Here is a 19926-nt window from a genome sequence, read left to right as displayed (position 1 = left end):
ATTATTAAAAATATTAAAGATTGTTAATGTATTTTCTTTAATCCATAACATTTAATAGTTAAATTTATAAAAATACTTTAAAAATTTGTAAATTTATACATTTTAAAAAAGAGCTTTAAAGCCCTTTTTTCCTTGAAAGAAATTTTATGATAAATGATATTTTGTAGATAAAATTTAATATTTTTAACACTTATTTGCCTTGTTTTTGCGTATTTTTCAAGTATATAATAAGGAATTTTTAATTTTATTTTTTGTGAGTGTTGATAGTTTTTAAAAATCCTTTCATAAAAAATTTTATGCTTAATGCAAGAAAAGCGTCCAAAAACAAAAGGCAAACCCGTTTTTTCAAACCATACAGAACAAAGGTCAATATATGCCTTTTCATTTTCTATATAATATTTTAAAGCTTTATCGCCTATTACAACTTGTCCCTGAACCTTTAAAATTTTAGCTAAGGCATTTGAACTTGCCGAACTAGGATCTTGTAAATTTTGTGTATTTTTTTTAACCAAAACACTCATAACCCTTTTATTTGCACAAATTCCTATATCTAAATACTTATATTTTTTCTTGGCACTTTGTATACTAGAAATCACCCCTGCATCAATTCTTTTATAAAAAAGGTCCTTATTTAGCTTACTAGGCACACCTTTTTTATACTCCATAGCCCTTTTAATGCCATTTGGCAAAGGATATTTTTTAAGATAGATATGCAAAGGTAATAAATTTATATAATCAATCTTTCCAAAAAGCATATTAACTCATAGTATTAAAAATTCTATCACCAGCATCGCCAAGTCCTGGTAAAATATAGCCTTGTGAATTTAATTTTTCATCTATACTAGCTACAAAAAATTCTATATCACTATGTGCACTACTAAATGCTTCAAGTCCTTCTGGGGCCGCGATTATAGAAAGATAAATTATTTTTTTAATGCCTTCTTTTTTTAAAAAATCACAAGCATTTATAGCAGTTCCTCCGGTAGCTAACATTGGGTCTATTACTATACAGGTTCTATTTTTGGCATCATTTGGAAAATTATGAAAATAAAAATCAGGCTTTAAACTTATCTCATCTCTTTTAAAGCCTAAAAAGCCCACACTTGCATTTGGGATTAAATTTAGAGCACTATCAAGCATGCCAAGCCCTGCCCTTAAAATAGGACAAAGCATGATTTTTTCATTAAGCACAAGGACCTTTGTTTTGCAAAGTGGAGTTTGTATAACACTTTCTTTTAAGGTTAAATTCCTAGTTGTCTCCATTAATAAAAAGCAAGTTAACTCATTTATTAGCATTCTAAACTCATTTGGCTTAGTTAATTCACTTCTTAAAATGCTAAGCTTATGAGAAACTAATGCGTGATTTATAAGATGAACATTTTTCATTTTAAACTTTCAAAATAGCTTTTTTCATCAAAATTTTTAATCTTAGCTATGCCCTCTTTAACAGCTTGAGTAGCCACTGCACAAGAAACAACTGCCTTTACTCTTTCATCAAAGGGCTTAGGTATTATATAATCTTTTCCAAAACTTAAATTTTCTACATTATAAGCCTTTTTAACATTATCGCTAACCTCTTCTTTTGCTAAATTTGCAAGGGCTTTCGCTGCTGCGATTTTCATATTTTCACTAATCTTAGTAGCCCTTACATCAAGTGCTCCTCTAAATATAAAAGGAAAGCCCAAGACATTATTTATTTGATTAGCATAATCGCTTCTTCCAGTGCCCATTATAGCATCACTTCTTAGCCTTGCTACAATCTCGGGCCTAATTTCAGGTACTGGATTAGCTAGGGCAAAAATCACAGGATTGCTAGCCATACTTAAAACCATTGCCTCATCTAAGATATTAGGGGCACTTAGCCCTAAAAATACATCAGCATTTAGCATAGCATCTTTTAAGCTTTTATCCTTTGTATCAATGGCAAATTCTTGCTTTTGTTCGTTTAAATCAGTTCTATCCTTGCTTACTACGCCCTTACTATCAACTAAAACTATATTTTCAACACCTAATTTTCTATACATTCTAGCACTAGCAATTCCAGCGGCCCCTGCCCCACTTATAACTACCTTGATATTTTCAAATTTTTTATTACTAAGTTCAAGGGCGTTTATAATGCCCGCTACTGTAATAATAGCAGTTCCGTGCTGGTCATCATGCATTACTGGAATTCCTAAATCCTGCAAGGCTGCTTCTATTTCAAAGCATTTTGGGGCTGATATATCTTCTAAATTTATGCCACCAACGCTTGGGGCTATTGCCTTACAAAAGGCTATAATCTCATCGCTACTATGTGCGTTTATCTCTATATCATAAGCATTTACATTTGCAAATTTTTTAAATAAACAAGCCTTTCCCTCCATAACAGGCTTAGCTGCAAGTGCACCTATATTACCAAGTCCAAGCACGGCTGAACCATCGCTTATTATAGCTACTAAATTTGATTTATTTGTATAAGTATAAGCAAGTTCGCTATTTTTTGCTATTTCAAGGCAAGGAGTAGCAACTCCTGGACTATAAACAAGGGATAAATCCTTAGCCGAATTTAATGGCTTTGTAGGAGAAATTTCAACCTTGCCGCCTAAATGATATTTTAAAGCTTCATTTTCTAAGCTCATTTTTTCCTTTCAAAAATAAATTTATACGTTCCTTACTTTCATTAACACCCAAAAACTCAAGCATTTCAAAGATACTAGGGCTTACTGCACTACCTGTTAGGGCTATTCTTATAGGCTGGGCTAATTCTTTTAAATTAGTTTTATTTTCTTCTAAAAAAGCATTTGTAAAATCTTCAAATTCCTTTGTAGTGCTTTCATTTTTAAGCCTTAAAGAAAATTCGGTTAGCAATTTTATATTATTTTCGTTAATGAATTTAGCTACTGCTTTTTCATTATAGCTTTTTGGCCTATTTACTATGGTATTTGCCGAATTAATAATATCTAGCAAGTTCTTTGCCCTAGGTCTTAATAAATCTAACAAAAAACCAGCCTTTTCAAATTTGCTTAAATCAAAGTTAAATTCTTTTAATTGCTTGTTAAGTTCATCAAAGGGCAGGGTCTTAATATAATGTGCGTTAAGCCATTCTAGTTTTTTAAAATTATAAGAAGAAGCAGATTTTCCTATGTTATGAGGGTCAAAAATGTTTTCAAGTTCTTGCAAGGAAAAAATTTCATCATCATTATGGCTCCAACCAAGTCTAACTAAGAAATTTAGCAAGGCCTGAGGTAAAATTCCTATTTTTTTATACTCCATAACATCAGTAGCCCCGTGCCTTTTAGAAAGCTTTTTACCATCTTCTCCATGTATCATTGCCACATGGAAAAATTTTGGAATTTTAAAATTTAAGGCCTCATATAAGATAATTTGCTTAGGTGTATTTGAAAGGTGGTCATCTCCCCTAATCACATCACTTACGCCCATCAGTGCATCATCTACAACCACGGTAAAATTATAAGTAGGACTTCCATCACTCCTTGCTATTATAAAATCATCTAGTATATCTTCTACTTTAAATTTCATCTCTCCTTTTATACCATCATTAAAGCAAATTTCACCCATCAAAGGTGCTTTTATACGAACAACGGGCTTTATATCGCTTGGGGGAGCACCTTTGAAATTTCTAAATTTACCATTATATCTTGGTCTTTGTTTGGCTGCTTCTTGTTCTTTTCTAAGTGCTTCTAACTCATCCTTACTCATATAACAATAATACGCCTTACCTTCATCTAAAAGCTTTTGAATATATTTTTTGTATATATCAAAACGTTTTGATTGATACTCTACTTTTTCATCGTAATTTAATCCTATCCACTCAAAGGCCTCTAAAATCGCCTTAGTGGCCTCTTCACTATTTCTTTGTAAATCAGTATCTTCAATGCGAAGTAAAAACTTACCCTTATTTTTCCTAGCATATAAATAATTATAAAGTGCTGTTCTTAAACCACCTATATGCAAATATCCAGTTGGAGATGGAGCAAAACGAGTTGTTATAATTTCATTCATCTTTACCTCTTTATTAAATAATTTGTTGGTATAATGCTATATTTATACTTAAATAAAGGTTTGATAATGAAAAAAATTGTGATAATTTTGCTTTTTTTAAGCACTTGTTTTAGTGCTGTTATAAACTCAGTAGCCATAGTAGTAGAAAGCGAACCTATTACAATGTATGATATAGAACATACTAAGCAAAATTTAGGGGTTTCAAGCCAAGAAGCCATTTCCTTGCTTGTAAATGAAAAAATAGAATTAATACAAATGAAACAATTTAATGTCTATGTAAATGAGCTTGAAGTTGATACAGGCATTGAAAAATTATTAGAACAAAATAGAGTTGATATGGATAAATTAAAGCAAGATTTAGCGGCTAAAAATCAAAGCTATGAAAGCTTTAGAGCTAAATTTAAAAAAGATTTAGAAAAAAGAAAGCTAAATGATAGAATTGCAAGTACTACCAAGCTTGATTTTAGCACAGAAGGGGCAAAAAAATACTTTGAACAAAATCAAAACAAATTCGTCTTTTATACCTCAATCTCAGTTTATATTTATCGCTCAAAAGATGAAAAAGAGTTAAATGATTTAGCCTTAGGTAAAATTTCAAATATCAAGCCACAAAGTGAACAGCTTAATTTAGAAAATGCAGACCCAAGGCTTTTAGGGCTTTTATCAAGCATAGAAATTGATTCTTTTGCACCAGTTTTAGATTCTGCAAATGGCTTTGAATTATATCAAGTAAAGGCAAAATCAGGAGCTCAAAATATCACTTACGAACAAGCAGAAAATGAAATTTTAAACGCTTATATAAATGACCAAAAACAAAATTATATAAAAGATTATTTTGATAAAATGCGTTCAAAGGCAAATATAAAGTATTTGTTAGATATTGATTAAAAAGCGTTTTTATAAGCATTTTTTGTTCCTATTTTTAAATTTTTGCTTTTAAAATTCATTTTTTTTTGTTAAAATTCTAGCTATGAGAGTAGATAAATTTTTAAATATAGTTAATATCACTAAAAGGCGGGCAATAGCCGAGGATATGTGCAAAAGTGGAGTTGTAAGTATTAATAATATAGTAGCAAAGCCTAGTAAAGAAGTAAAAATAGGAGATATTATAAGTTTGCATTTTACAAGCTACATACAAGAATTTAAGGTTTTAAATATACCTATTACAAAAAATATTCCAAAATCAGCTCAAAATAAATATGTTATCAAGCTTGATGAGAAAAAAATATGAAAGAATTTATACTAGCAAAAGATGAACTTAACGAGCTTTTTTCTTATTTAGGCATAAATGAAGTGATTTTATTAAATGGTGATTTAGCAAGTGGAAAGACTACTTTAGTGCAAGAATATGCTAAATTTTTAGGCTTTAAAGATGATATAAATTCCCCTACCTTTTCCATTATGCAAAGTTATAATAATAATGAATTTATCTTATATCACTATGATATTTATCAAGGTGGCTTTGAGAATTTAATCAAAAATGGCTTATTTGAAAATTTCTTAGAACCGGGCTTACATATAGTAGAATGGGGCGATGAAAAGCTAGAAAAGGCCTTGCTTAAATTTGGCATAAAGGCTTTAAAAATAGATATTAGCATTATAGATGATAAAAAAAGAAAGTACATAGTTTATGAGTAAGTTAGAAGTTTTAAATTTAGAAAAGATTATTAAAAAAACAAAGATTATACAAGGCATTTCCTTAAATGTACAAAGTGGGGAAGTAGTTGGACTTTTAGGACCAAATGGAGCTGGCAAGACTACTACTTTTTATATGATTTGTGGACTTATTTCACCAAGTGGAGGAGAGGTTTTGCTTGATGGGGTTAATATTACAAAAGAACCCTTAAATAAAAGGGCAAGGCTTGGTATTGGCTATTTACCTCAAGAAAGTAGCGTTTTTAAGGATTTAAGCGTAGAGGATAATTTATTATTAGCAGCACAAATAATTTATAAGGATAAAAAAATTTTAAACGAAAAAGTAGAAAAAATGCTAGAACTTTTAAGCATTGAACCTATTCGTTTAAGAAAGGGTTTAAGTTTAAGTGGTGGAGAAAGAAGACGTTGTGAGATAGCTAGGTCTTTAATGTGTGATCCTAAATTTTTGTTACTTGATGAGCCCTTTGCAGGAGTTGACCCCATAGCAGTGGCTGAAATTCAAGCACTCATCAAAGAACTTAAATTGCTAAATATTGGTATTTTAATCACAGACCATAATGTTAGAGAAACCTTAGCAATTTGCGATAGGGCATATGTTATAAAACAGGGTATGCTTTTAGCAAGTGGGGATGCAAAATCAATAGCACATAATGAGGATGTGAAAAAATACTATTTAGGAATAGAGTTTAAACTCTTAGATTAATGTTAAAACAAAAATTAGCCCCAAAAACGAAAATTTCACAAACACTTCGTTCGTGGTTGCCAATTTTACAAGCAAATATCGAAGACTTAAAAGAAAATTTAGAAAAATTTGCTGAAGAAAATCCTTTTTTAAGCATTCAAGATTCTTGTCAAACGCATAAAAACGGCAAAAATTACTACGACTCAATCTATACAAAAAACGCAGTTTCTGACTTTGTTGAAAACTATTCGGTAGCCAAAAAAAGCATTTATGAGGTTTTAAACGAACAAATAATACCTCCTCTTTTTCCTACACAGCATTCTCAAAATATAGCCCAAATAATAATACAATGCCTAAATAATGAAGGCTATTTTGAATACGATGAAGAACTTTTAGCAAATTTTGATAAAGATGATATTGAGACAATTAGACAAAGATTTAAATTCTTAGAACCCGTTGGCGTTGGGGCAAAGGACTATAAAGAGGCTTTTTTATTTGCCTTAGAAAGCATAGATTTGGATGATGAGTTATATGATTTTTGCAAAATGCTTATAAGGGATTTTGAAAATATACAAAATTACACAAAAAGCCCTTTGTATAAAAAGGCTATTAAGATTATTAAAAAATTTAGCATACCTCCTTTTTTAGAATATTTTGAAGATAGTAAAACAATCATTCCTGATATATTTATAGAAAGGGAAAATGGCGAGATAAAGGTTAAGATTAACGATGAGTATTATCCTGAAATTTCACTTGAGATTGATGGCTTAGAACATGAATTTTTAACTAAGTATATAAAAGAAGCTAAAAATTTAGTAGATGCTCTTTCCATGCGTAAGGCTACTCTTTATAAAATAGGGCTTATGATAGTAGAACACCAATACGATTTTTTCCTTGGCAAAGATATAAAACCCATGACCTTAAAGGACTTAGCACAAGATTTAGAACGCAATGCCTCAACTATTTCAAGGGCCATTGCAAATAAATATTTAAGCTGTGAAAGAGGCTTGATACCTTTGAGAGATTTCTTTGCCTTTGGACTTGATGAAGATACTTCAAACACTAGCGTAAAAGAATTTTTATCCCAGCTTATAAAAAATGAAAATCACGCAAAGCCACTAAGTGATAGTAAGCTTTTACAACTCATTAGGGAAAAATTTGACATTGGCATACAAAGAAGGACTATCGCAAAATATCGCTTGCAATTAAATATAGCAGGTTCAACAGATAGAAAAATACTTTATGAACTAGAGGGCAAAGGTGAAAAAAAGGAATAGTGAATTTATAAAAATTAATAATATGCTATTTTTACAATTCTTATTCTGGTTTAGGGATTGTTATATTTGCTTTAAGCAAAGCAATAAGCGTTGACTTAAATGCTATTTTTAATTCTTGCAATGCTTCCTTTTTGCTTTCTCCATCACCCAAAACAATGCAACTCCTTTAAATTCAGGCATGGTCGCACTATATCTACCACCTTCATTTTTTGAAATTTTTTCTATTGTTATTTTACAAGGCAAATTTAAATAATAATTTAAATCTTTCATTTTTTTCTTTCTTACAAATTCGCCCCACTACTTAAATCCCACATAGGTAAAAAAATTCCAAGCGCTAATAAAAGCACTAAAATAGCGACAAATAAGGTCATTAATGGCTCAATTAATGATAAAAAAATACCCATTAAATCATCTTGCTTTAAGGCATAATAATTTGCAATTTCTAGGCTCAAAAGTTCTAGTTTTGCACTTTTTAAGGCTACTGCTAACATTGATATAACCATACTTTCAAAATAAATTGACTTTTTGAAAGCCTCGTCTAAGGCAATTCCTTTTGAAAAATTTGAATAAACAAGGTCAATCTCCAAACCCAAGGCCTTATTTTTAACCCCACTTCTAGCTAGTTCAAAGGCTTGTTTTATGGAAACTCCACTCTTTAAAAGCAAGGAAAAAGTAAAGAAAAAATAATAATGTTGATTATAGATTATAAGCTTAGAAAGTATGGGAAGTTTTAAAAGCATAAAATCACAAAATAAGGCAAAAGAAAAATGCTTTTTATAGGCTAAATTTAAGGATAAAATCAAAATAACTAAGATAAAAATTAAAGGTAGGTAAAAAACACTTAAAAACTCATAACTTCCAAGCATAAAACGCGTGATTAGTGGCAGGGTTGCGTTCATATTTTCAAATAAATCCTTAAAATTTGGCACGACAAAAAGCATTAAAAAAACAAAGGCAAAGCAAAGTACAATTAAGACTATTATAGGGTAATGCAAGGTCTTTTTTAACTTTTTTTGATTTTCATAAAAACCTTGCCTGAGTTTTGAAATTTGCAAAAAAACCTTGCTAAGTTCTCCTGTATTTTCTGCCATTTTTATTAGGGTTAATTCACTAAGTCCTAGTCCAAAATTTGCCTCCTTAAAGGCAAGACTAAGATTTTGTCCGGCCCCTAAATTTGCCTTTAAAGCCTTGATTGCCTTATTTAAATGCTTTTGATTAAATGCCTTTTCAAGTTCGTTTAAACAAGCATTTATACTAAGTCCAACCTCGCTTAGCAAAGAAAGTTCTTTAAAAAATAAAATAAAATGCTTGTTTTCAATCTTTGATTCTAAAATTTTAATTTTCTTAATATTAATTACGATAAGACCTTGTTTTAAGACGGTATTTTGAACGTCGCTTAAATCATTTGCATAAATAATCTTACTTTTTTGAGTATCATTTTGCCTAAATTCAACAAGATAAAAATTCATTTTATCACCCTTAAAAGCTCATTTATGCTTATAATGCCTTGCCTTGCTTTGATAAGTCCTAATTCAAACATAGTTTTAAAGCCATTTTTCCTGGCTTGTTCTAAGAGTTCTTTTTTCGAAGAAAGATTTAATATAAGCTTGCTTAAATTTTCATCTATAAATAATACCTCAGCTACTAATTCTCTTCCTAAAAAGCCCGTTTTATTACAACGTATACAGCCACTTGGCTCGTAAAAATAATCCTTAAATTCATCGTTAAAAACCTTAGTTTTACAATAATTACAAAGTTTTCTAACCAGCCTTTGGGCTATTATCAAATTTAAAGAATGTGCGATCAAATAAGGATTTGCATTCATATTTAAAAGTCTATCAATGGCACTTAGGGCATCATTTGTATGAAGTGTGCTTAACAATAAATGCCCGGTCAAAGAAGCCTTAATGGCTATATCAAGGCTTTCTTCATCGCGTATTTCACCTATCATTATGATATCTGGGTCCTGCCTTAAAATCGCCCTTAGTGCATTGTTAAAATCAAGCCCCGCCTTTGAATTTAAAGCGATTTGCTGTACTAAGGACATTTTATATTCTATGGGGTCTTCTGCTGTGATAATCTTTTTTTCAATGGATTTTAAGGCATTTAAACAAGCATAAAGAGTGGTACTTTTCCCGCTACCCGTTGGGCCTGTTAGTAAAATCATGCCATGAGGACTAGCAATTGCCTTTTTTAACAAAGTTAAATTAAACTCATCAAAATGCAAATTATCAAGGCTTAAAAAATTTTCATCATGCCTTAAAATACGCATTACCACGCTTTCTCCGTAAAGCAAGGGTAGGGTTGAAATTCTAAAATCGTATTTTTTATCTTCTATTTTTAACTCAAAACTGCCATCTTGTGCCTTTCTTTGCTGGGCTACATTTAAGTGAGAAAGGTGTTTTATATAAAAAACTAAGGCTGTATAAACTTCTTTTTGTAAATGGCAAAAAAAGCTTAAAACCCCATCTATTCTAAATCTTATCAATGCCCCATTTTCTAAACCTTCAATGTGAATGTCACTGGCCTTTAAATTTAGGGCTTCTTTAATGATAAAATCAAAAATTTGACTTACAAAACTTTGTTCTTCTTTTAAGCCCTTTTCCCATTCTTCTTTTAATTTAAAGCTTAAAATTTCAAGCTTTTCTTTAATGGCTAATTCTTTTAAAATTTTATGAATTTTAAAAGAATCGCTTATATAAAGTTTAAGAATTTTATCCATAAAAAAAGATTGAATTCGTTCTAAATTTTCTAAATTGAAATTTTTAACACAAAGTATATAAATATTTGTTTCATCAGCCTTTAAGGGTACAAATTCTAATTCTTGCATAAAAGAAGTGGGCATCTTTGCACAAAGATTTTCATCAACCCTTTCAAAATCCATAAATTCCATATTTAAAGACCTTGCAAAGACCTTTAAAAAATCTTCATTTTTAATATTAAGTTCTAAAAGCTCGTTTAAATCTAAATTTTTTGCAAGATAATTTTCTTTTAAAAATGTGAAAAATTTATCATTTTCAAGGCTAAGTTCTTCTTTTTTAAAATTTGAAAATTTATTTTTTAAACTCATTGCAAAAGTTCTACTTCATAATGCTTTGCATAAAGTTCTAAAACCTTTTTAGCATCTTCTTCAAAGCCTTGTGCTTGTTTAGCCTTTGCAAAAAGTTTCCAAGAAGTGTTTGAAATTTTATTGATATCATTTGCTTTTAAGGACCAAAAAATCGACTTATTATAATCTTTCATATCCAAATAAGTTTGAGCCAGTAAAATAGCCTTTTCATAGCTAGGATTTTGATAAAAGGCATGTCTTAGAGTGGCTATGTTAAGGTTATTTGAACTAATTTGAATTTTTTGTTCTTGCAACATTTCAATCTGACTTTCTTGCTGGGCTAATATCTTTTTAGTTTCTTCAAGTTCAAATTCTAAAACCTTATTATTTAATTCTTTTGCAAGTTTTAATTTTTGAGCATTAATCTTTGCCTCGTTTATCCTAGCTTCTAAAATTCGCTTTTCTTCTTGGCTTTTTGCTATTAAAATTTGTTGTTCATTTTGTTTTTCAAGCATGATATAAAAGCCAGTGCAAAATATAGTTATAAGGCAAAAAAAGACAACAATTTTAAGGTATTTTTTAATAATAAAATATTTATATTTTTGTTCTAGTTCTCTTATTCTTTCATTCATAATAAACCTTGTTCAATAGCACTTAATCTAAGCTTGTAAAGTGTGCTTTTGCTTTCCTTATAAAAGCCATTTATATCCTTAAAACTTTGCAAGGTTTTATCTATATTCCTTAAATTTCCTTGATAAATTTTTCTAAGAAACCTAAATTCTTTTTCATAAAAAAATAAGTTATGCTTTTTAAAAATATAATCTTTTAACTCAATTTTATCCAAACTCTTAAGCTCACAACTAGCCACAAAACGCGTTTGAAAATGTTCTTTTTTAAAGAGTTTTAGCATCTTGTGAGAACTAAGCACAAAGGCAAATTCATCACTATGAATTCTCACACTTTCAAGTAAACTTTCTTCATACATTCCCACCTCATCAAGCAAGATAGGCTTGTTATTAACTTGCTTTTTAATAAGGCTTTCAAATTCTTTTCTATCGTTAAAAAGTTTAGAAATTTTAATTAAGTTATGTTTCTTAGCAAATTCATTAAGCAAAATGCTTTTACCACTACCACTTTTTCCCCAAAGTAAAAACATACCTTTTTTTGAAGTAAAATCATTTAATTTTGTTTGTATTAAAATTCTACTTTTGATATCAACAAAGTCTTTCATAAAAGCCTTTTTATCAGCTACCACCTATGAAGTACTTTTCAACATCGTCAAGTAATTTTTCACAAATTGCTGAATCTGTACTTTTTTCTACAATCAAATTTATATAAGTTCTAGTATCCCTAAAACTACCCGCTGATTTAACATTATCACGAGTTAAGGTTTGATTTTCTTTTGTGTATTTAATATTTATATGAAATTTAATAGCAGAAGTGGCCTCTCCTAAATTTGTTTCTATAACTACATTTAAATTTGAAGCCTTTGAAAGTGTAGCTTGAGTTTTTTGAATGATTTCTTTAAAGCGTTGACATTTGTGTATAAGTTCTGCGATAAGCTTATTGTCAACCCCTTCATAAGATACTTTTAATTTATTTTTAATATCCTTCGTGCTTTCTTTTTCAGGTGCTACAAAAACCATATAAAAGCCATTTTTAATATCTACCTTATCACTTTTTGCATCCCTACCACTTGCCATAACCTTAGCATAAATTGCATTATCTAAATAAACTCTATCAATCATAGGTCCGTAAATTTCATACTCTTTTCTACGAACTATAACCTCTCTTGCTAAAAGGTTTAACTTGACATTAATATCGTGGATAATGGGCTCCATTTCCTTTTTGATATCTAATAACTCTTTTAACATTGCATTCCTTCGATCTTGCCTTAAAATTTAAATTATATCAATTTTTCCTTAAATTATTAACAAAAAATTCTTAAAATGTAAAATCAAAGCATTTTAAAGCCTAAATCTTTTAAACTTGGCGTCATTGAAACATTATCAACTATGCTAGGTGTTATTATAAAAACAATCTCAGTTGCTACGCTCGATTCTTCTTCTCCTTGAAAAAACAGACCAAGTAAGGGAATTTTAGATAAAAAATTTACTGATGAGTTTTCCTTTACTTCATTTTGCGAGATAAGTCCACCTAAGATTAAGCTTTGATTATTTTCCATTTGAACCACGGTTGAGAGCTTTTTTTGTATGGTATCAGGTGCTATGGTTCTTGGGTCAGTTTGTCTTCTATTATCTTCTGGGTATTTAAAATCACTAAGACTTGGATTAATCCTAAGCATAATCTTTCCATCATCTGAAATTTCAGGTAAGATATTTAATAAAATTCCTACAAAGATAGAATAATTATTATAACTTTCACTTACCGTAGTACCATTTTCCGTGCCCTTTGAGCTTTCCTTTACTTGATAATTTATAGTGTCCCCCACTGAAATAATGGCTTGTTGATTGTTAAGTGCCATTAATTTAGGATTTGATAAGACATGAGTTTTTCCACTTTGTGCTAAAAAATTTAACACAGAATCAAAGCTTAAATCTACCCTTAAGCCTAAATTTTTAACAAAACTTTCTCCACTTTGAAGCTGTATAAAGGAATTTGAACTTGAATTTGTAGACGAACTAAACCCTAAATTAAAATTTTGCCAGTTAATCCCACTAGAATGGCTTTCATTTAAACTAACTGCGATTATGCTAACATCGATTATTACTTGCTTTTTAAGCCTTGATTCAAGTTTTAATATATAATTTTTAACCCTTTCAAGCTGAGATGGCGAACCAGTAACTGTTATAATCCCTGCATTTTGATTAATAATAGCAGGTTTTATCTCCTCATTTATTTGAGTGCTTAAAAGGGCGTTTATCTCATCTTCTATATTTTTCCAAAAGTCAAATTTTTCCATACTTTTAATCATATTATCTTCTAAATCATCGCTTATTTGACTATACTCGCTTTGCTTAGGCTTAGCGTCAACTGAGGCCTTTGTTATGCTTTGACCCTCACGCACCGAGGTAATATAACTAATCTTAAAAGTCTTAGTTTGCAAGGCTGAAATTTTTAAAACCTTACCATCAAATTCATAAGCTAAATCATTTTCTGTTAAAAAAAGCTTTAAAACCTCTTCTAAGCTCATTTGTTTAATATTTACTATATTTTGAGTTTTGTTTAATTTTTCCTTTGCTAACTTATCCTTAATCACTACGCTAAAAGTACAATAATTTGCAAGTTCTTTTAAGCTTTCTTCTATTCTTAAATCATCATAAATACTTATATCAAAAAGCCGTTTTTCACAATTTAAGGCATATACAAAGATAGGAAAAAGGCTAATTAATAAGAATCTTATCATTGCTTTGTGCCTTGATTAAAATTAACTCATTATCATATTCAAGCACAATAGCATTTTCCTTAATGTCCTTAAGCTTAGCAGAATAAATTTCATCATTTATTTTATACCAGTTATCATCGATTTTAACGTGATTTAATATAATAGCTTGAATTTGTAATTTATAAATTTTTTCTAAATATGGATTAGAAAAGGGATTTTCAAGATTTGAAAAATTCACCTTTTCATTTTTTAAAGATAAAAAATCATCTGCCTTTAAAAACAAAAAAAGGCAGAAGAAAAGATTAAGCTTGTAATTCATTGCTATAATCAGCATCTGCGATACGTTTTAATTGTCTGTATCTGTGTTGTGCATCCTTTTGATTACGCAAGAATAACTCGGCAGCGTGTTCAGGATTTGCTTTTTTCAAAGAATTATAACGCACCTCATTCATTAAAAATTGTTCATACAAGCTCCAATCAGGTTCTTTAGAGAATAAATTCAAAGGATTTTTTCCTTCATGTTCTAATCTTGGGTCATAGGTATAAAGTGGCCAATAACCACATTTTGTAGCTAACTCACCTTGATCGCCTGAATAACCCAAACCTCCCTTAATACCATGTGCTATACAAGGAGAATAACACACAACCAAAGAAGGTCCCTCATAAGCTTCAGCTGCTATTAAGGCTTTGATTAAGTGGTTATAATTTGCTGAGGAGTTTACTTGTGCTACAAAGATATAGCCATAAGTCATTGCAATTTGCCCTAAATCTTTCTTTTGTATAGGCTTACCAGCAGCGGCAAACTGGGCTACTGCCCCTGTCCTTGAAGATTTTGAACTTTGTCCTCCTGTATTTGAGTAAACTTCTGTATCAAGCACTAAGATATTAACATCCTCTCCACTTGCTAAAACATGGTCTAAGCCTCCATAGCCTATATCATAAGCCCAGCCATCGCCCCCGAAAATCCAGTGAGATTTTTTACTTAGAAAACGTTTTAAATTTAATATATCATTAATGCCTTTTATGTGTTGATTTGCTTCTAAAAGTGGAATCATCTTATCTTTTATCTCAACAGAAACGGCGTGATTTTTATTAGCTATCCAGTCTTTAAATAATGCAGCTAAGCCGTTTGGGACCATATCCATATTTTCATTCATAAGCATTTCAATCCTATGCCTTGTGTTTTCAGTGGCTATTTTCATTCCAAGTCCAAATTCAGCATTATCTTCAAATAAAGAATTCGCCCAAGCAGGTCCATGTCCATTTCTAACGCTTTTTCTATAAGGAGTAGAAGGGGCACTTCCTCCATAAATAGAACTACAACCAGTAGCATTTGCAACTATCATTCTTTCACCAAATAGCCTTGTAACAAGGGTTATATAAGGCGTTTCGCCGCACCCCGGACATGCCCCGTGGAATTCAAAAAGAGGTTGAGAAAATTGAGCACCCTTGGTAGTTTGCCTATTTAAAATATAGTCCTTATAAACTATTTTCTTAAATAAATAATCAGCATTTTCTTGTTCGCCAAAGTCAATTTCTTCTTGCAAAGGCACCATAACTAAGGATTTTTCTTTAGTAGGGCATTCATGTACGCATAACTCACAGCCCGTACAATCAAGAGGAGAAACTTGAATTTTAAATTTAAGTTTTTCATCCTTAACGCCCTTTGCCTCTAAGGTATGTTCTTTTACTCCCATAGGGGCCTTATCAAATTCATCATCATCTATTAAAAATGGTCTAATAACAGCATGCGGACAAACAGAAGCACATTGATTACATTGTATACAATTTGACTCTATCCATCTTGGCACCATTACGCCAACCCCTCTTTTTTCGTACTCGGTAGTACCATGCTCAAAGCTACCATCCTCATGTCCTAAAAAGGCAGAAACTGGCAACTCATCACCCTTTGCAGCGTTCATAGGCTTAACTATCTTTTCTACAAATTCAGTACCCTTATAGCTTATTTTCTTTTCTTTTTTAACAGGGATTAATTCTTTCCAAGCTGGGTCAACTTCTACCTTTACAAGACCTTCAGCGCCCACGTCAATAGCCTTATAATTCATCTCAATTATAGCATCGCCTTTTTTACTATAAGACTTATAGGCTAATTCTTTCATATATTTTTGAGCGTCTTCATAAGGTATGATTTCAGCTAATTTAAAAAAGGCAGACTGCATGATGGTATTTGTGCGATTTCCAAGCCCTATATCTCTTGCAAGTTTTGTAGCATTTATGATATAAAATTTTACTTCTTTTTGTGCTAAAACCTTTTTAACATTATCAGGTAATTGTCTAATCGTTTCTTGTGCACTCCAAATACTATTTAAAAGGAAGGTTCCACCATGTCTAATACCTGCTAAAACATCATAAATTTCTAAATAAGCAGCGACCGAACAGGCTATAAAATGAGGGGTTGAAACAAGATAAGTCGAACGAATAGGCTTTTTAGAAAATCTTAAATGACTTCTAGTATAACCTCCTGATTTTTTACTATCATAAGCAAAATAAGCTTGTGCGTAAAAATCTGTCTTATCGCCTATTATTTTAATAGAATTTTTATTAGCACCCACGGTTCCATCAGCACCAAGTCCATAAAATAAGCACTCAATAGTACTTTCATCGCCAAGTGAAATTTTTTCACCCACCTTTAAGGAAGTATGAGTTACATCATCATCTATACCAACGGTAAAGCCATCCTTTGGTTCGTATAAATTTAAATTATCATAAACTGCGATAATTTGTGCAGGGTCAACATCCTTTGAAGAAAGTCCATATCTACCACCAACTATTATAGGCTGGTGTTTGTGTCTATAAAAGGCAGATTTTACATCTAAGTATAAAGGCTCGCCTATTGAACCTGGTTCTTTCGTCCTATCTAAAACAGCAATTTTTTCAATGCTTTCAGGTATTACTTCAAAGAAGTGTTTAAGCGAGAAAGGTCTATATAAATATACCTTTAAAAGTCCTACTTTATCGCCCTTTGAATTTAGATAGTCAACTACTTCTTCTATAGTTTGAGTAACCGAACCCATAGCTATAACTAATTTTGTAGCATCCTTTGCCCCATAATACACAAAAGGCTTATAAGTCCTACCTGTAATCTTAGAAATTTCTTGCATATAATCATTTACGATATCAGGCAAGGCTTGATAAAAGCGATTGTTTAATTCCCTTGTTTGAAAATAAATATCATCATTTTGTGCTGTTCCTCTTGTCTTAGGATTTTCAGGGCTTAGGGATGAATTTCTAAATTCTAAAACAGCCTTTCTATCTATAAGCCTATCAAAATGAGCATAATCCATAACCTCTACTTTTTGAATTTCATGGCTTGTTCTAAAACCATCAAAAAAATGTAAAAATGGAATGCGTCCTTTAATGGCTGCAAGGTGTGCAACCCCAGCTAAGTCCATAGTTTCTTGCACAGAATGAGAACAAAGCAAGGCAAAGCCTATTTGTCTTGCTGCATAAATATCTTGATGGTCGCCAAAAATCGACAAGGCTTGAGAGGCAAGGGACCTCGCTGCTACATGGATAACACAGGGTAAAAGCTGACCTGCTATCTTATACATATTTGGAATTTTAAGTAAAAGTCCTTGAGAGGCTGTATAAGTAGTAGTTAAAGCCCCTGTTTGTAAAGACCCATGTACTGAACCTGCAGCACCTGCCTCGCTTTGCATTTCAACAATTTTCACAGGCATACCGAAAAGATTTTTCTTGCCCGCTGCTGCCCACATATCGGTATAATCAGCCATAGGCGAACTTGGTGTAATAGGATAAATTCCCGCAACTTCAGTAAAAGCATAAGCTGCATAGGCTGCTGCTTCATTTCCATCCATAGTTCTCATAATTTTATTCATAAAAATCCTTTCTGTTTAAAAGTATTAATAAATGTAAGTGTAGAGAATTTACACAATAAAGCCTTAAATTGTGTTTAATGGGTAAAAGTTTTATTATTTTTTTATACTTAAACTGAATTTAAACTTAATTAGTTAGTTTATAAATTTTATGCTAAAACTAAGTATTTTAAATTTAAGGAATCAAATGAGACATATTTCAGGGTGGCAAGCCTTAAATATAGTAAATGAAAAAAGGGCTAAGTGCTGATTGGCATAAAGATTTATATTTTAAGGACAATGAACCCTTAAAAATGTATACTTTAAACTCGCCCCTTGGAACAAAGGGCATCGAAAAAAGAATTTTTAATAATAAAAGGTATTTTATAGCAAATTTTGCAAGGGCTATTGCTGATTTAGTTTATGAAAATGATATAGCTGGGTTAAAAGGCTGTTAATGATTTTTTATATGAAAACGATGAAAGAGAACTTTTTGAGTATTTAAAAATCATTAACAAAGAAAAAAACATAGAAAATTTTATAAAATTTGAACTAACAAAACTATATTTTAAGGATAAAGAAAATGCTTGAAAATTATCAAATTCAAAGAACAACTCTTATCAAAGAATTTTTGCCGTTTTTTGGTGATAATTTTGTTTTAAAGGGCGATACTGCTTTAAGCCTTTATTATGGTTTAAATCGCTACAGCGAGAATTTAAACTTTGACTCAAAAAGTAATAATATGAATTTCATAAATAGATTAAAAAAACACAATGATTTTAAACTTTGGAATATAAATATAAAAAAGACACAGATACAACCTTTCGTGCCATGATAGATTATGTTGAAAAATCTAAGCTTGGGGTCTATCCTTTAAAGGTAAAAATAAGTAATCACAACAAGCACTTTTTACAAAACAATAGCTTAAAATACGAATCAAAAAATGGCATCAATGTCTATGATATAGATGAACTTATTAAAATGAAAATTGCTGCTTTTAGTGACAGGGATAAGATTAGAGATTTTTATGATTTAGGTTTTTTGCTATCCTAAGCATTTTAGTAAAGATTCTTTATTTGTAATGTATGAAAAAATTTCTTATGCCGGGGTTGATGAGTTAAATTTATTTTTGCAAGATGAGTTTAAAAGGTATAATTTAATTAATGCTAAAAATTTAGAAAACTACGCACAAAATATTATTAAAAATATAGAAAATTTAACGCAAGAAAAGCAAGTAAAAAATTTAAAAGATGAAAATTTAATTTTTTTTGAAAAACCATTAAAATAGACTTTTGATTATAATTTAATACACCATTTAAAGTGCCATTTATTACGCCACTTTTTAAATTTATTTTATGCCAAAGCAATCTCATCCATATAACTCTTAAAATTCTTATATATTTTACCCTTACCCTTGCCACACTTTTTAATAGCTTTTAAGGTCTTTTTTGTTGGAATTTTTTCATAAGATTTATTTTTATTTATTTTAGTCTCCACAAATTCCCTTTAAAGTTTTTTAGCCAACAATTATAGCACAATTTACTCATCCCAAAGCACTTCATAATATCCACTTTTCTTAGAACCCATTCTTTTTAAATATGCCTTTTCGTTTAAATTTTTTAATATTCTATTTATTGTCCTTAATGATAGATTAAATTTTATTGATAATTCTTTTTGTGTTAATTTTGGATTTTTCTTTAATGCCCTTAAAATAGCCTTTTCATTCTCATTTAATACGCCATTTAATGTGTCGTTTATCGTGCCATTTACAAGTTCATCGAGGGCTAATTTTATGATTTTTAACATAAATTCTACAAATTCAACGTTATTGCCATTTTTATCGCTTTTACTTAGCACCTTATAATAATCTTTTTGCTTTCTTGCTATTAATTCTTCAATAGATAAATAATAAAATAACCCATTATACTCGCCCAAAAGCTTACTTTGCCACATTCTACCCATTCTGCCATTACCATCATCAAAGGGGTGTATAAATTCTACTTCATAGTGAAAAATGCTTGATTTTATAAGGGGTGAAGTGTGCTATTTTTATATCATTTAAATAAATTTAGCATTTG

Annotated in this window: 24 protein-coding genes; 9 read left to right on the top strand and 15 right to left on the bottom strand. The window is 30.5% G+C overall.

Annotation, left to right across the window (positions count from 1 at the left end):
• Positions 1 to 77: 77 nt before the first annotated feature.
• From FMM58_RS02630 to gltX, 4 genes are read right to left on the bottom strand one after another with little or no spacing between them, the layout of a single operon-like run.
• Complete coding sequence (locus FMM58_RS02630; RefSeq protein WP_150140136.1) at positions 78 to 755, bottom strand: MqnA/MqnD/SBP family protein; 678 nt, start codon at positions 753 to 755, stop codon at positions 78 to 80.
• A gap of 1 nt (position 756) precedes the next feature.
• Entirely contained in the window at positions 757 to 1386 is a 630-nt protein-coding gene (gene upp, locus FMM58_RS02625) for a uracil phosphoribosyltransferase (RefSeq protein WP_150140135.1), read from the bottom strand.
• The gene (locus FMM58_RS02620; RefSeq protein WP_150140134.1) at positions 1383 to 2618 is read right to left on the bottom strand and encodes a malic enzyme-like NAD(P)-binding protein; all 1236 of its coding nucleotides are present in this window, start codon (positions 2616 to 2618) and stop codon (positions 1383 to 1385) included. The genes upp and FMM58_RS02620 overlap by 4 nt, the downstream gene beginning before the upstream one ends.
• Positions 2602 to 4002, bottom strand: coding sequence for a glutamate--tRNA ligase (gene gltX / locus FMM58_RS02615; protein WP_150140132.1), 1401 nt, complete (start codon positions 4000 to 4002; stop codon positions 2602 to 2604). The genes FMM58_RS02620 and gltX overlap by 17 nt, the downstream gene beginning before the upstream one ends.
• Positions 4003 to 4068: 66 nt before the next feature.
• On the opposite strand from gltX, the gene FMM58_RS02610 reads away from it, so the two are divergent.
• The 5 genes from FMM58_RS02610 to FMM58_RS02590 all read left to right on the top strand — a co-directional run bounded on the left by FMM58_RS02610 (position 4069) and on the right by FMM58_RS02590 (position 7617).
• A complete protein-coding gene (locus FMM58_RS02610) occupies positions 4069 to 4890 on the top strand; it encodes a hypothetical protein (RefSeq protein ID WP_150151541.1) in 822 nt (273 codons plus the stop codon).
• A gap of 82 nt (positions 4891 to 4972) precedes the next feature.
• Positions 4973 to 5233, top strand: coding sequence for an RNA-binding S4 domain-containing protein (locus FMM58_RS02605; protein WP_150140130.1), 261 nt, complete (start codon positions 4973 to 4975; stop codon positions 5231 to 5233).
• Positions 5230 to 5640, top strand: a complete 411-nt coding sequence (gene tsaE / locus FMM58_RS02600) for a tRNA (adenosine(37)-N6)-threonylcarbamoyltransferase complex ATPase subunit type 1 TsaE (protein ID WP_150140129.1) — start codon at positions 5230 to 5232, stop codon at positions 5638 to 5640. Before FMM58_RS02605 ends, tsaE begins: the two co-directional genes overlap by 4 nt.
• Entirely contained in the window at positions 5633 to 6361 is a 729-nt protein-coding gene (gene lptB, locus FMM58_RS02595) for an LPS export ABC transporter ATP-binding protein (protein WP_150140128.1), read from the top strand. Before tsaE ends, lptB begins: the two co-directional genes overlap by 8 nt.
• Positions 6361 to 7617, top strand: coding sequence for an RNA polymerase factor sigma-54 (locus tag FMM58_RS02590; protein WP_150140127.1), 1257 nt, complete (start codon positions 6361 to 6363; stop codon positions 7615 to 7617). The genes lptB and FMM58_RS02590 overlap by 1 nt, the downstream gene beginning before the upstream one ends.
• Positions 7618 to 7725: 108 nt before the next feature.
• Here the strand turns inward: FMM58_RS02590 and FMM58_RS08635 are convergent, their stop codons facing one another.
• The 9 genes from FMM58_RS08635 to nifJ all read right to left on the bottom strand — a co-directional run bounded on the left by FMM58_RS08635 (position 7726) and on the right by nifJ (position 17872).
• Positions 7726 to 7887, bottom strand: coding sequence for a hypothetical protein (locus FMM58_RS08635; RefSeq protein ID WP_190317929.1), 162 nt, complete (start codon positions 7885 to 7887; stop codon positions 7726 to 7728).
• An 11-nt stretch (positions 7888 to 7898) separates the two neighbouring features.
• The gene (locus FMM58_RS02585; RefSeq protein WP_150140126.1) at positions 7899 to 9086 is read right to left on the bottom strand and encodes a type II secretion system F family protein; all 1188 of its coding nucleotides are present in this window, start codon (positions 9084 to 9086) and stop codon (positions 7899 to 7901) included.
• Entirely contained in the window at positions 9083 to 10687 is a 1605-nt protein-coding gene (locus FMM58_RS02580; protein WP_150151538.1) for a GspE/PulE family protein, read from the bottom strand. The genes FMM58_RS02585 and FMM58_RS02580 overlap by 4 nt, the downstream gene beginning before the upstream one ends.
• Positions 10684 to 11298: a transformation system protein gene (locus FMM58_RS02575; protein ID WP_150140124.1), complete on the bottom strand. Its 615-nt coding sequence runs from the start codon at positions 11296 to 11298 to the stop codon at positions 10684 to 10686. Before FMM58_RS02575 ends, FMM58_RS02580 begins: the two co-directional genes overlap by 4 nt.
• Positions 11295 to 11897, bottom strand: a complete 603-nt coding sequence (locus FMM58_RS02570) for a hypothetical protein (protein ID WP_150140123.1) — start codon at positions 11895 to 11897, stop codon at positions 11295 to 11297. Before FMM58_RS02570 ends, FMM58_RS02575 begins: the two co-directional genes overlap by 4 nt.
• A gap of 13 nt (positions 11898 to 11910) precedes the next feature.
• Positions 11911 to 12540, bottom strand: a complete 630-nt coding sequence (locus FMM58_RS02565; RefSeq protein WP_150140122.1) for a hypothetical protein — start codon at positions 12538 to 12540, stop codon at positions 11911 to 11913.
• An 83-nt stretch (positions 12541 to 12623) separates the two neighbouring features.
• Positions 12624 to 14033: a pilus (MSHA type) biogenesis protein MshL gene (mshL, locus tag FMM58_RS02560; protein ID WP_150140121.1), complete on the bottom strand. Its 1410-nt coding sequence runs from the start codon at positions 14031 to 14033 to the stop codon at positions 12624 to 12626.
• On the bottom strand, positions 14011 to 14346 hold the full coding sequence (locus tag FMM58_RS02555) for a transformation system protein (RefSeq protein WP_150140120.1): 336 nt from the start codon (positions 14344 to 14346) through the stop codon (positions 14011 to 14013). The genes mshL and FMM58_RS02555 overlap by 23 nt, the downstream gene beginning before the upstream one ends.
• Positions 14315 to 17872: a pyruvate:ferredoxin (flavodoxin) oxidoreductase gene (gene nifJ / locus FMM58_RS02550; protein WP_150140119.1), complete on the bottom strand. Its 3558-nt coding sequence runs from the start codon at positions 17870 to 17872 to the stop codon at positions 14315 to 14317. The genes FMM58_RS02555 and nifJ overlap by 32 nt, the downstream gene beginning before the upstream one ends.
• A 224-nt stretch (positions 17873 to 18096) precedes the next feature.
• Between nifJ and FMM58_RS08885 the strand changes: the two genes are divergently transcribed.
• From FMM58_RS08885 to FMM58_RS08870, 4 genes are all read left to right on the top strand, one after another.
• A complete protein-coding gene (locus FMM58_RS08885) occupies positions 18097 to 18306 on the top strand; it encodes a hypothetical protein (RefSeq protein WP_223810189.1) in 210 nt (69 codons plus the stop codon).
• A 125-nt stretch (positions 18307 to 18431) separates the two neighbouring features.
• On the top strand, positions 18432 to 18683 hold the full coding sequence (locus tag FMM58_RS08880; RefSeq protein ID WP_223810441.1) for a nucleotidyl transferase AbiEii/AbiGii toxin family protein: 252 nt from the start codon (positions 18432 to 18434) through the stop codon (positions 18681 to 18683).
• Positions 18635 to 18901: a nucleotidyl transferase AbiEii/AbiGii toxin family protein gene (locus FMM58_RS08875; protein ID WP_223810440.1), complete on the top strand. Its 267-nt coding sequence runs from the start codon at positions 18635 to 18637 to the stop codon at positions 18899 to 18901. Before FMM58_RS08880 ends, FMM58_RS08875 begins: the two co-directional genes overlap by 49 nt.
• 28 nt (positions 18902 to 18929) lie before the next feature.
• On the top strand, positions 18930 to 19136 hold the full coding sequence (locus FMM58_RS08870) for a hypothetical protein (RefSeq protein ID WP_223810439.1): 207 nt from the start codon (positions 18930 to 18932) through the stop codon (positions 19134 to 19136).
• 65 nt (positions 19137 to 19201) lie between these two features.
• On the opposite strand, the gene FMM58_RS08625 is transcribed toward FMM58_RS08870, so the two are convergent.
• Complete coding sequence (locus FMM58_RS08625) at positions 19202 to 19345, bottom strand: hypothetical protein (protein ID WP_190317928.1); 144 nt, start codon at positions 19343 to 19345, stop codon at positions 19202 to 19204.
• Between the two features lie 42 nt (positions 19346 to 19387).
• Complete coding sequence (locus FMM58_RS02540; protein ID WP_223810448.1) at positions 19388 to 19876, bottom strand: Fic family protein; 489 nt, start codon at positions 19874 to 19876, stop codon at positions 19388 to 19390.
• Positions 19877 to 19926 lie beyond the last annotated feature (50 nt).

Source organism: Campylobacter sp. LR291e (assembly GCF_008633915.1).
Lineage (GTDB): Bacteria > Campylobacterota > Campylobacteria > Campylobacterales > Campylobacteraceae > Campylobacter_D.
Note: the sequence above shows the minus strand (reverse complement) of the source record. Positions and strands in the feature narration are given on the sequence as shown.

Excerpts from the sequence above, each read along its gene's own strand:
- FMM58_RS02565 (WP_150140122.1), bottom strand. The coding sequence starts at position 12,540 with ATGTTAAAAGAGTTATTAGATATCAAAAAGGAAATGGAGCCCATTATC.
- FMM58_RS02610 (WP_150151541.1), top strand. The coding sequence starts at position 4,069 with ATGAAAAAAATTGTGATAATTTTGCTTTTTTTAAGCACTTGTTTTAGT.
- gltX (WP_150140132.1), bottom strand. The coding sequence starts at position 4,002 with ATGAATGAAATTATAACAACTCGTTTTGCTCCATCTCCAACTGGATAT.
- mshL (WP_150140121.1), bottom strand. The coding sequence starts at position 14,033 with ATGATAAGATTCTTATTAATTAGCCTTTTTCCTATCTTTGTATATGCC.
- FMM58_RS02570 (WP_150140123.1), bottom strand. The coding sequence starts at position 11,897 with ATGAAAGACTTTGTTGATATCAAAAGTAGAATTTTAATACAAACAAAA.
- FMM58_RS02580 (WP_150151538.1), bottom strand. The coding sequence starts at position 10,687 with ATGAGTTTAAAAAATAAATTTTCAAATTTTAAAAAAGAAGAACTTAGC.
- FMM58_RS02555 (WP_150140120.1), bottom strand. The coding sequence starts at position 14,346 with ATGCTGATTATAGCAATGAATTACAAGCTTAATCTTTTCTTCTGCCTT.
- FMM58_RS08880 (WP_223810441.1), top strand. The coding sequence starts at position 18,432 with ATGCTTGAAAATTATCAAATTCAAAGAACAACTCTTATCAAAGAATTT.
- FMM58_RS02575 (WP_150140124.1), bottom strand. The coding sequence starts at position 11,298 with ATGAATGAAAGAATAAGAGAACTAGAACAAAAATATAAATATTTTATT.
- FMM58_RS02605 (WP_150140130.1), top strand. The coding sequence starts at position 4,973 with ATGAGAGTAGATAAATTTTTAAATATAGTTAATATCACTAAAAGGCGG.
- FMM58_RS02590 (WP_150140127.1), top strand. The coding sequence starts at position 6,361 with ATGTTAAAACAAAAATTAGCCCCAAAAACGAAAATTTCACAAACACTT.
- FMM58_RS08870 (WP_223810439.1), top strand. The coding sequence starts at position 18,930 with ATGTATGAAAAAATTTCTTATGCCGGGGTTGATGAGTTAAATTTATTT.
- FMM58_RS08635 (WP_190317929.1), bottom strand. The coding sequence starts at position 7,887 with ATGAAAGATTTAAATTATTATTTAAATTTGCCTTGTAAAATAACAATA.
- FMM58_RS08885 (WP_223810189.1), top strand. The coding sequence starts at position 18,097 with ATGAAAAAAGGGCTAAGTGCTGATTGGCATAAAGATTTATATTTTAAG.
- nifJ (WP_150140119.1), bottom strand. The coding sequence starts at position 17,872 with ATGAATAAAATTATGAGAACTATGGATGGAAATGAAGCAGCAGCCTAT.
- lptB (WP_150140128.1), top strand. The coding sequence starts at position 5,633 with ATGAGTAAGTTAGAAGTTTTAAATTTAGAAAAGATTATTAAAAAAACA.
- FMM58_RS02630 (WP_150140136.1), bottom strand. The coding sequence starts at position 755 with ATGCTTTTTGGAAAGATTGATTATATAAATTTATTACCTTTGCATATC.
- FMM58_RS02620 (WP_150140134.1), bottom strand. The coding sequence starts at position 2,618 with ATGAGCTTAGAAAATGAAGCTTTAAAATATCATTTAGGCGGCAAGGTT.
- FMM58_RS02585 (WP_150140126.1), bottom strand. The coding sequence starts at position 9,086 with ATGAATTTTTATCTTGTTGAATTTAGGCAAAATGATACTCAAAAAAGT.
- upp (WP_150140135.1), bottom strand. The coding sequence starts at position 1,386 with ATGAAAAATGTTCATCTTATAAATCACGCATTAGTTTCTCATAAGCTT.
- tsaE (WP_150140129.1), top strand. The coding sequence starts at position 5,230 with ATGAAAGAATTTATACTAGCAAAAGATGAACTTAACGAGCTTTTTTCT.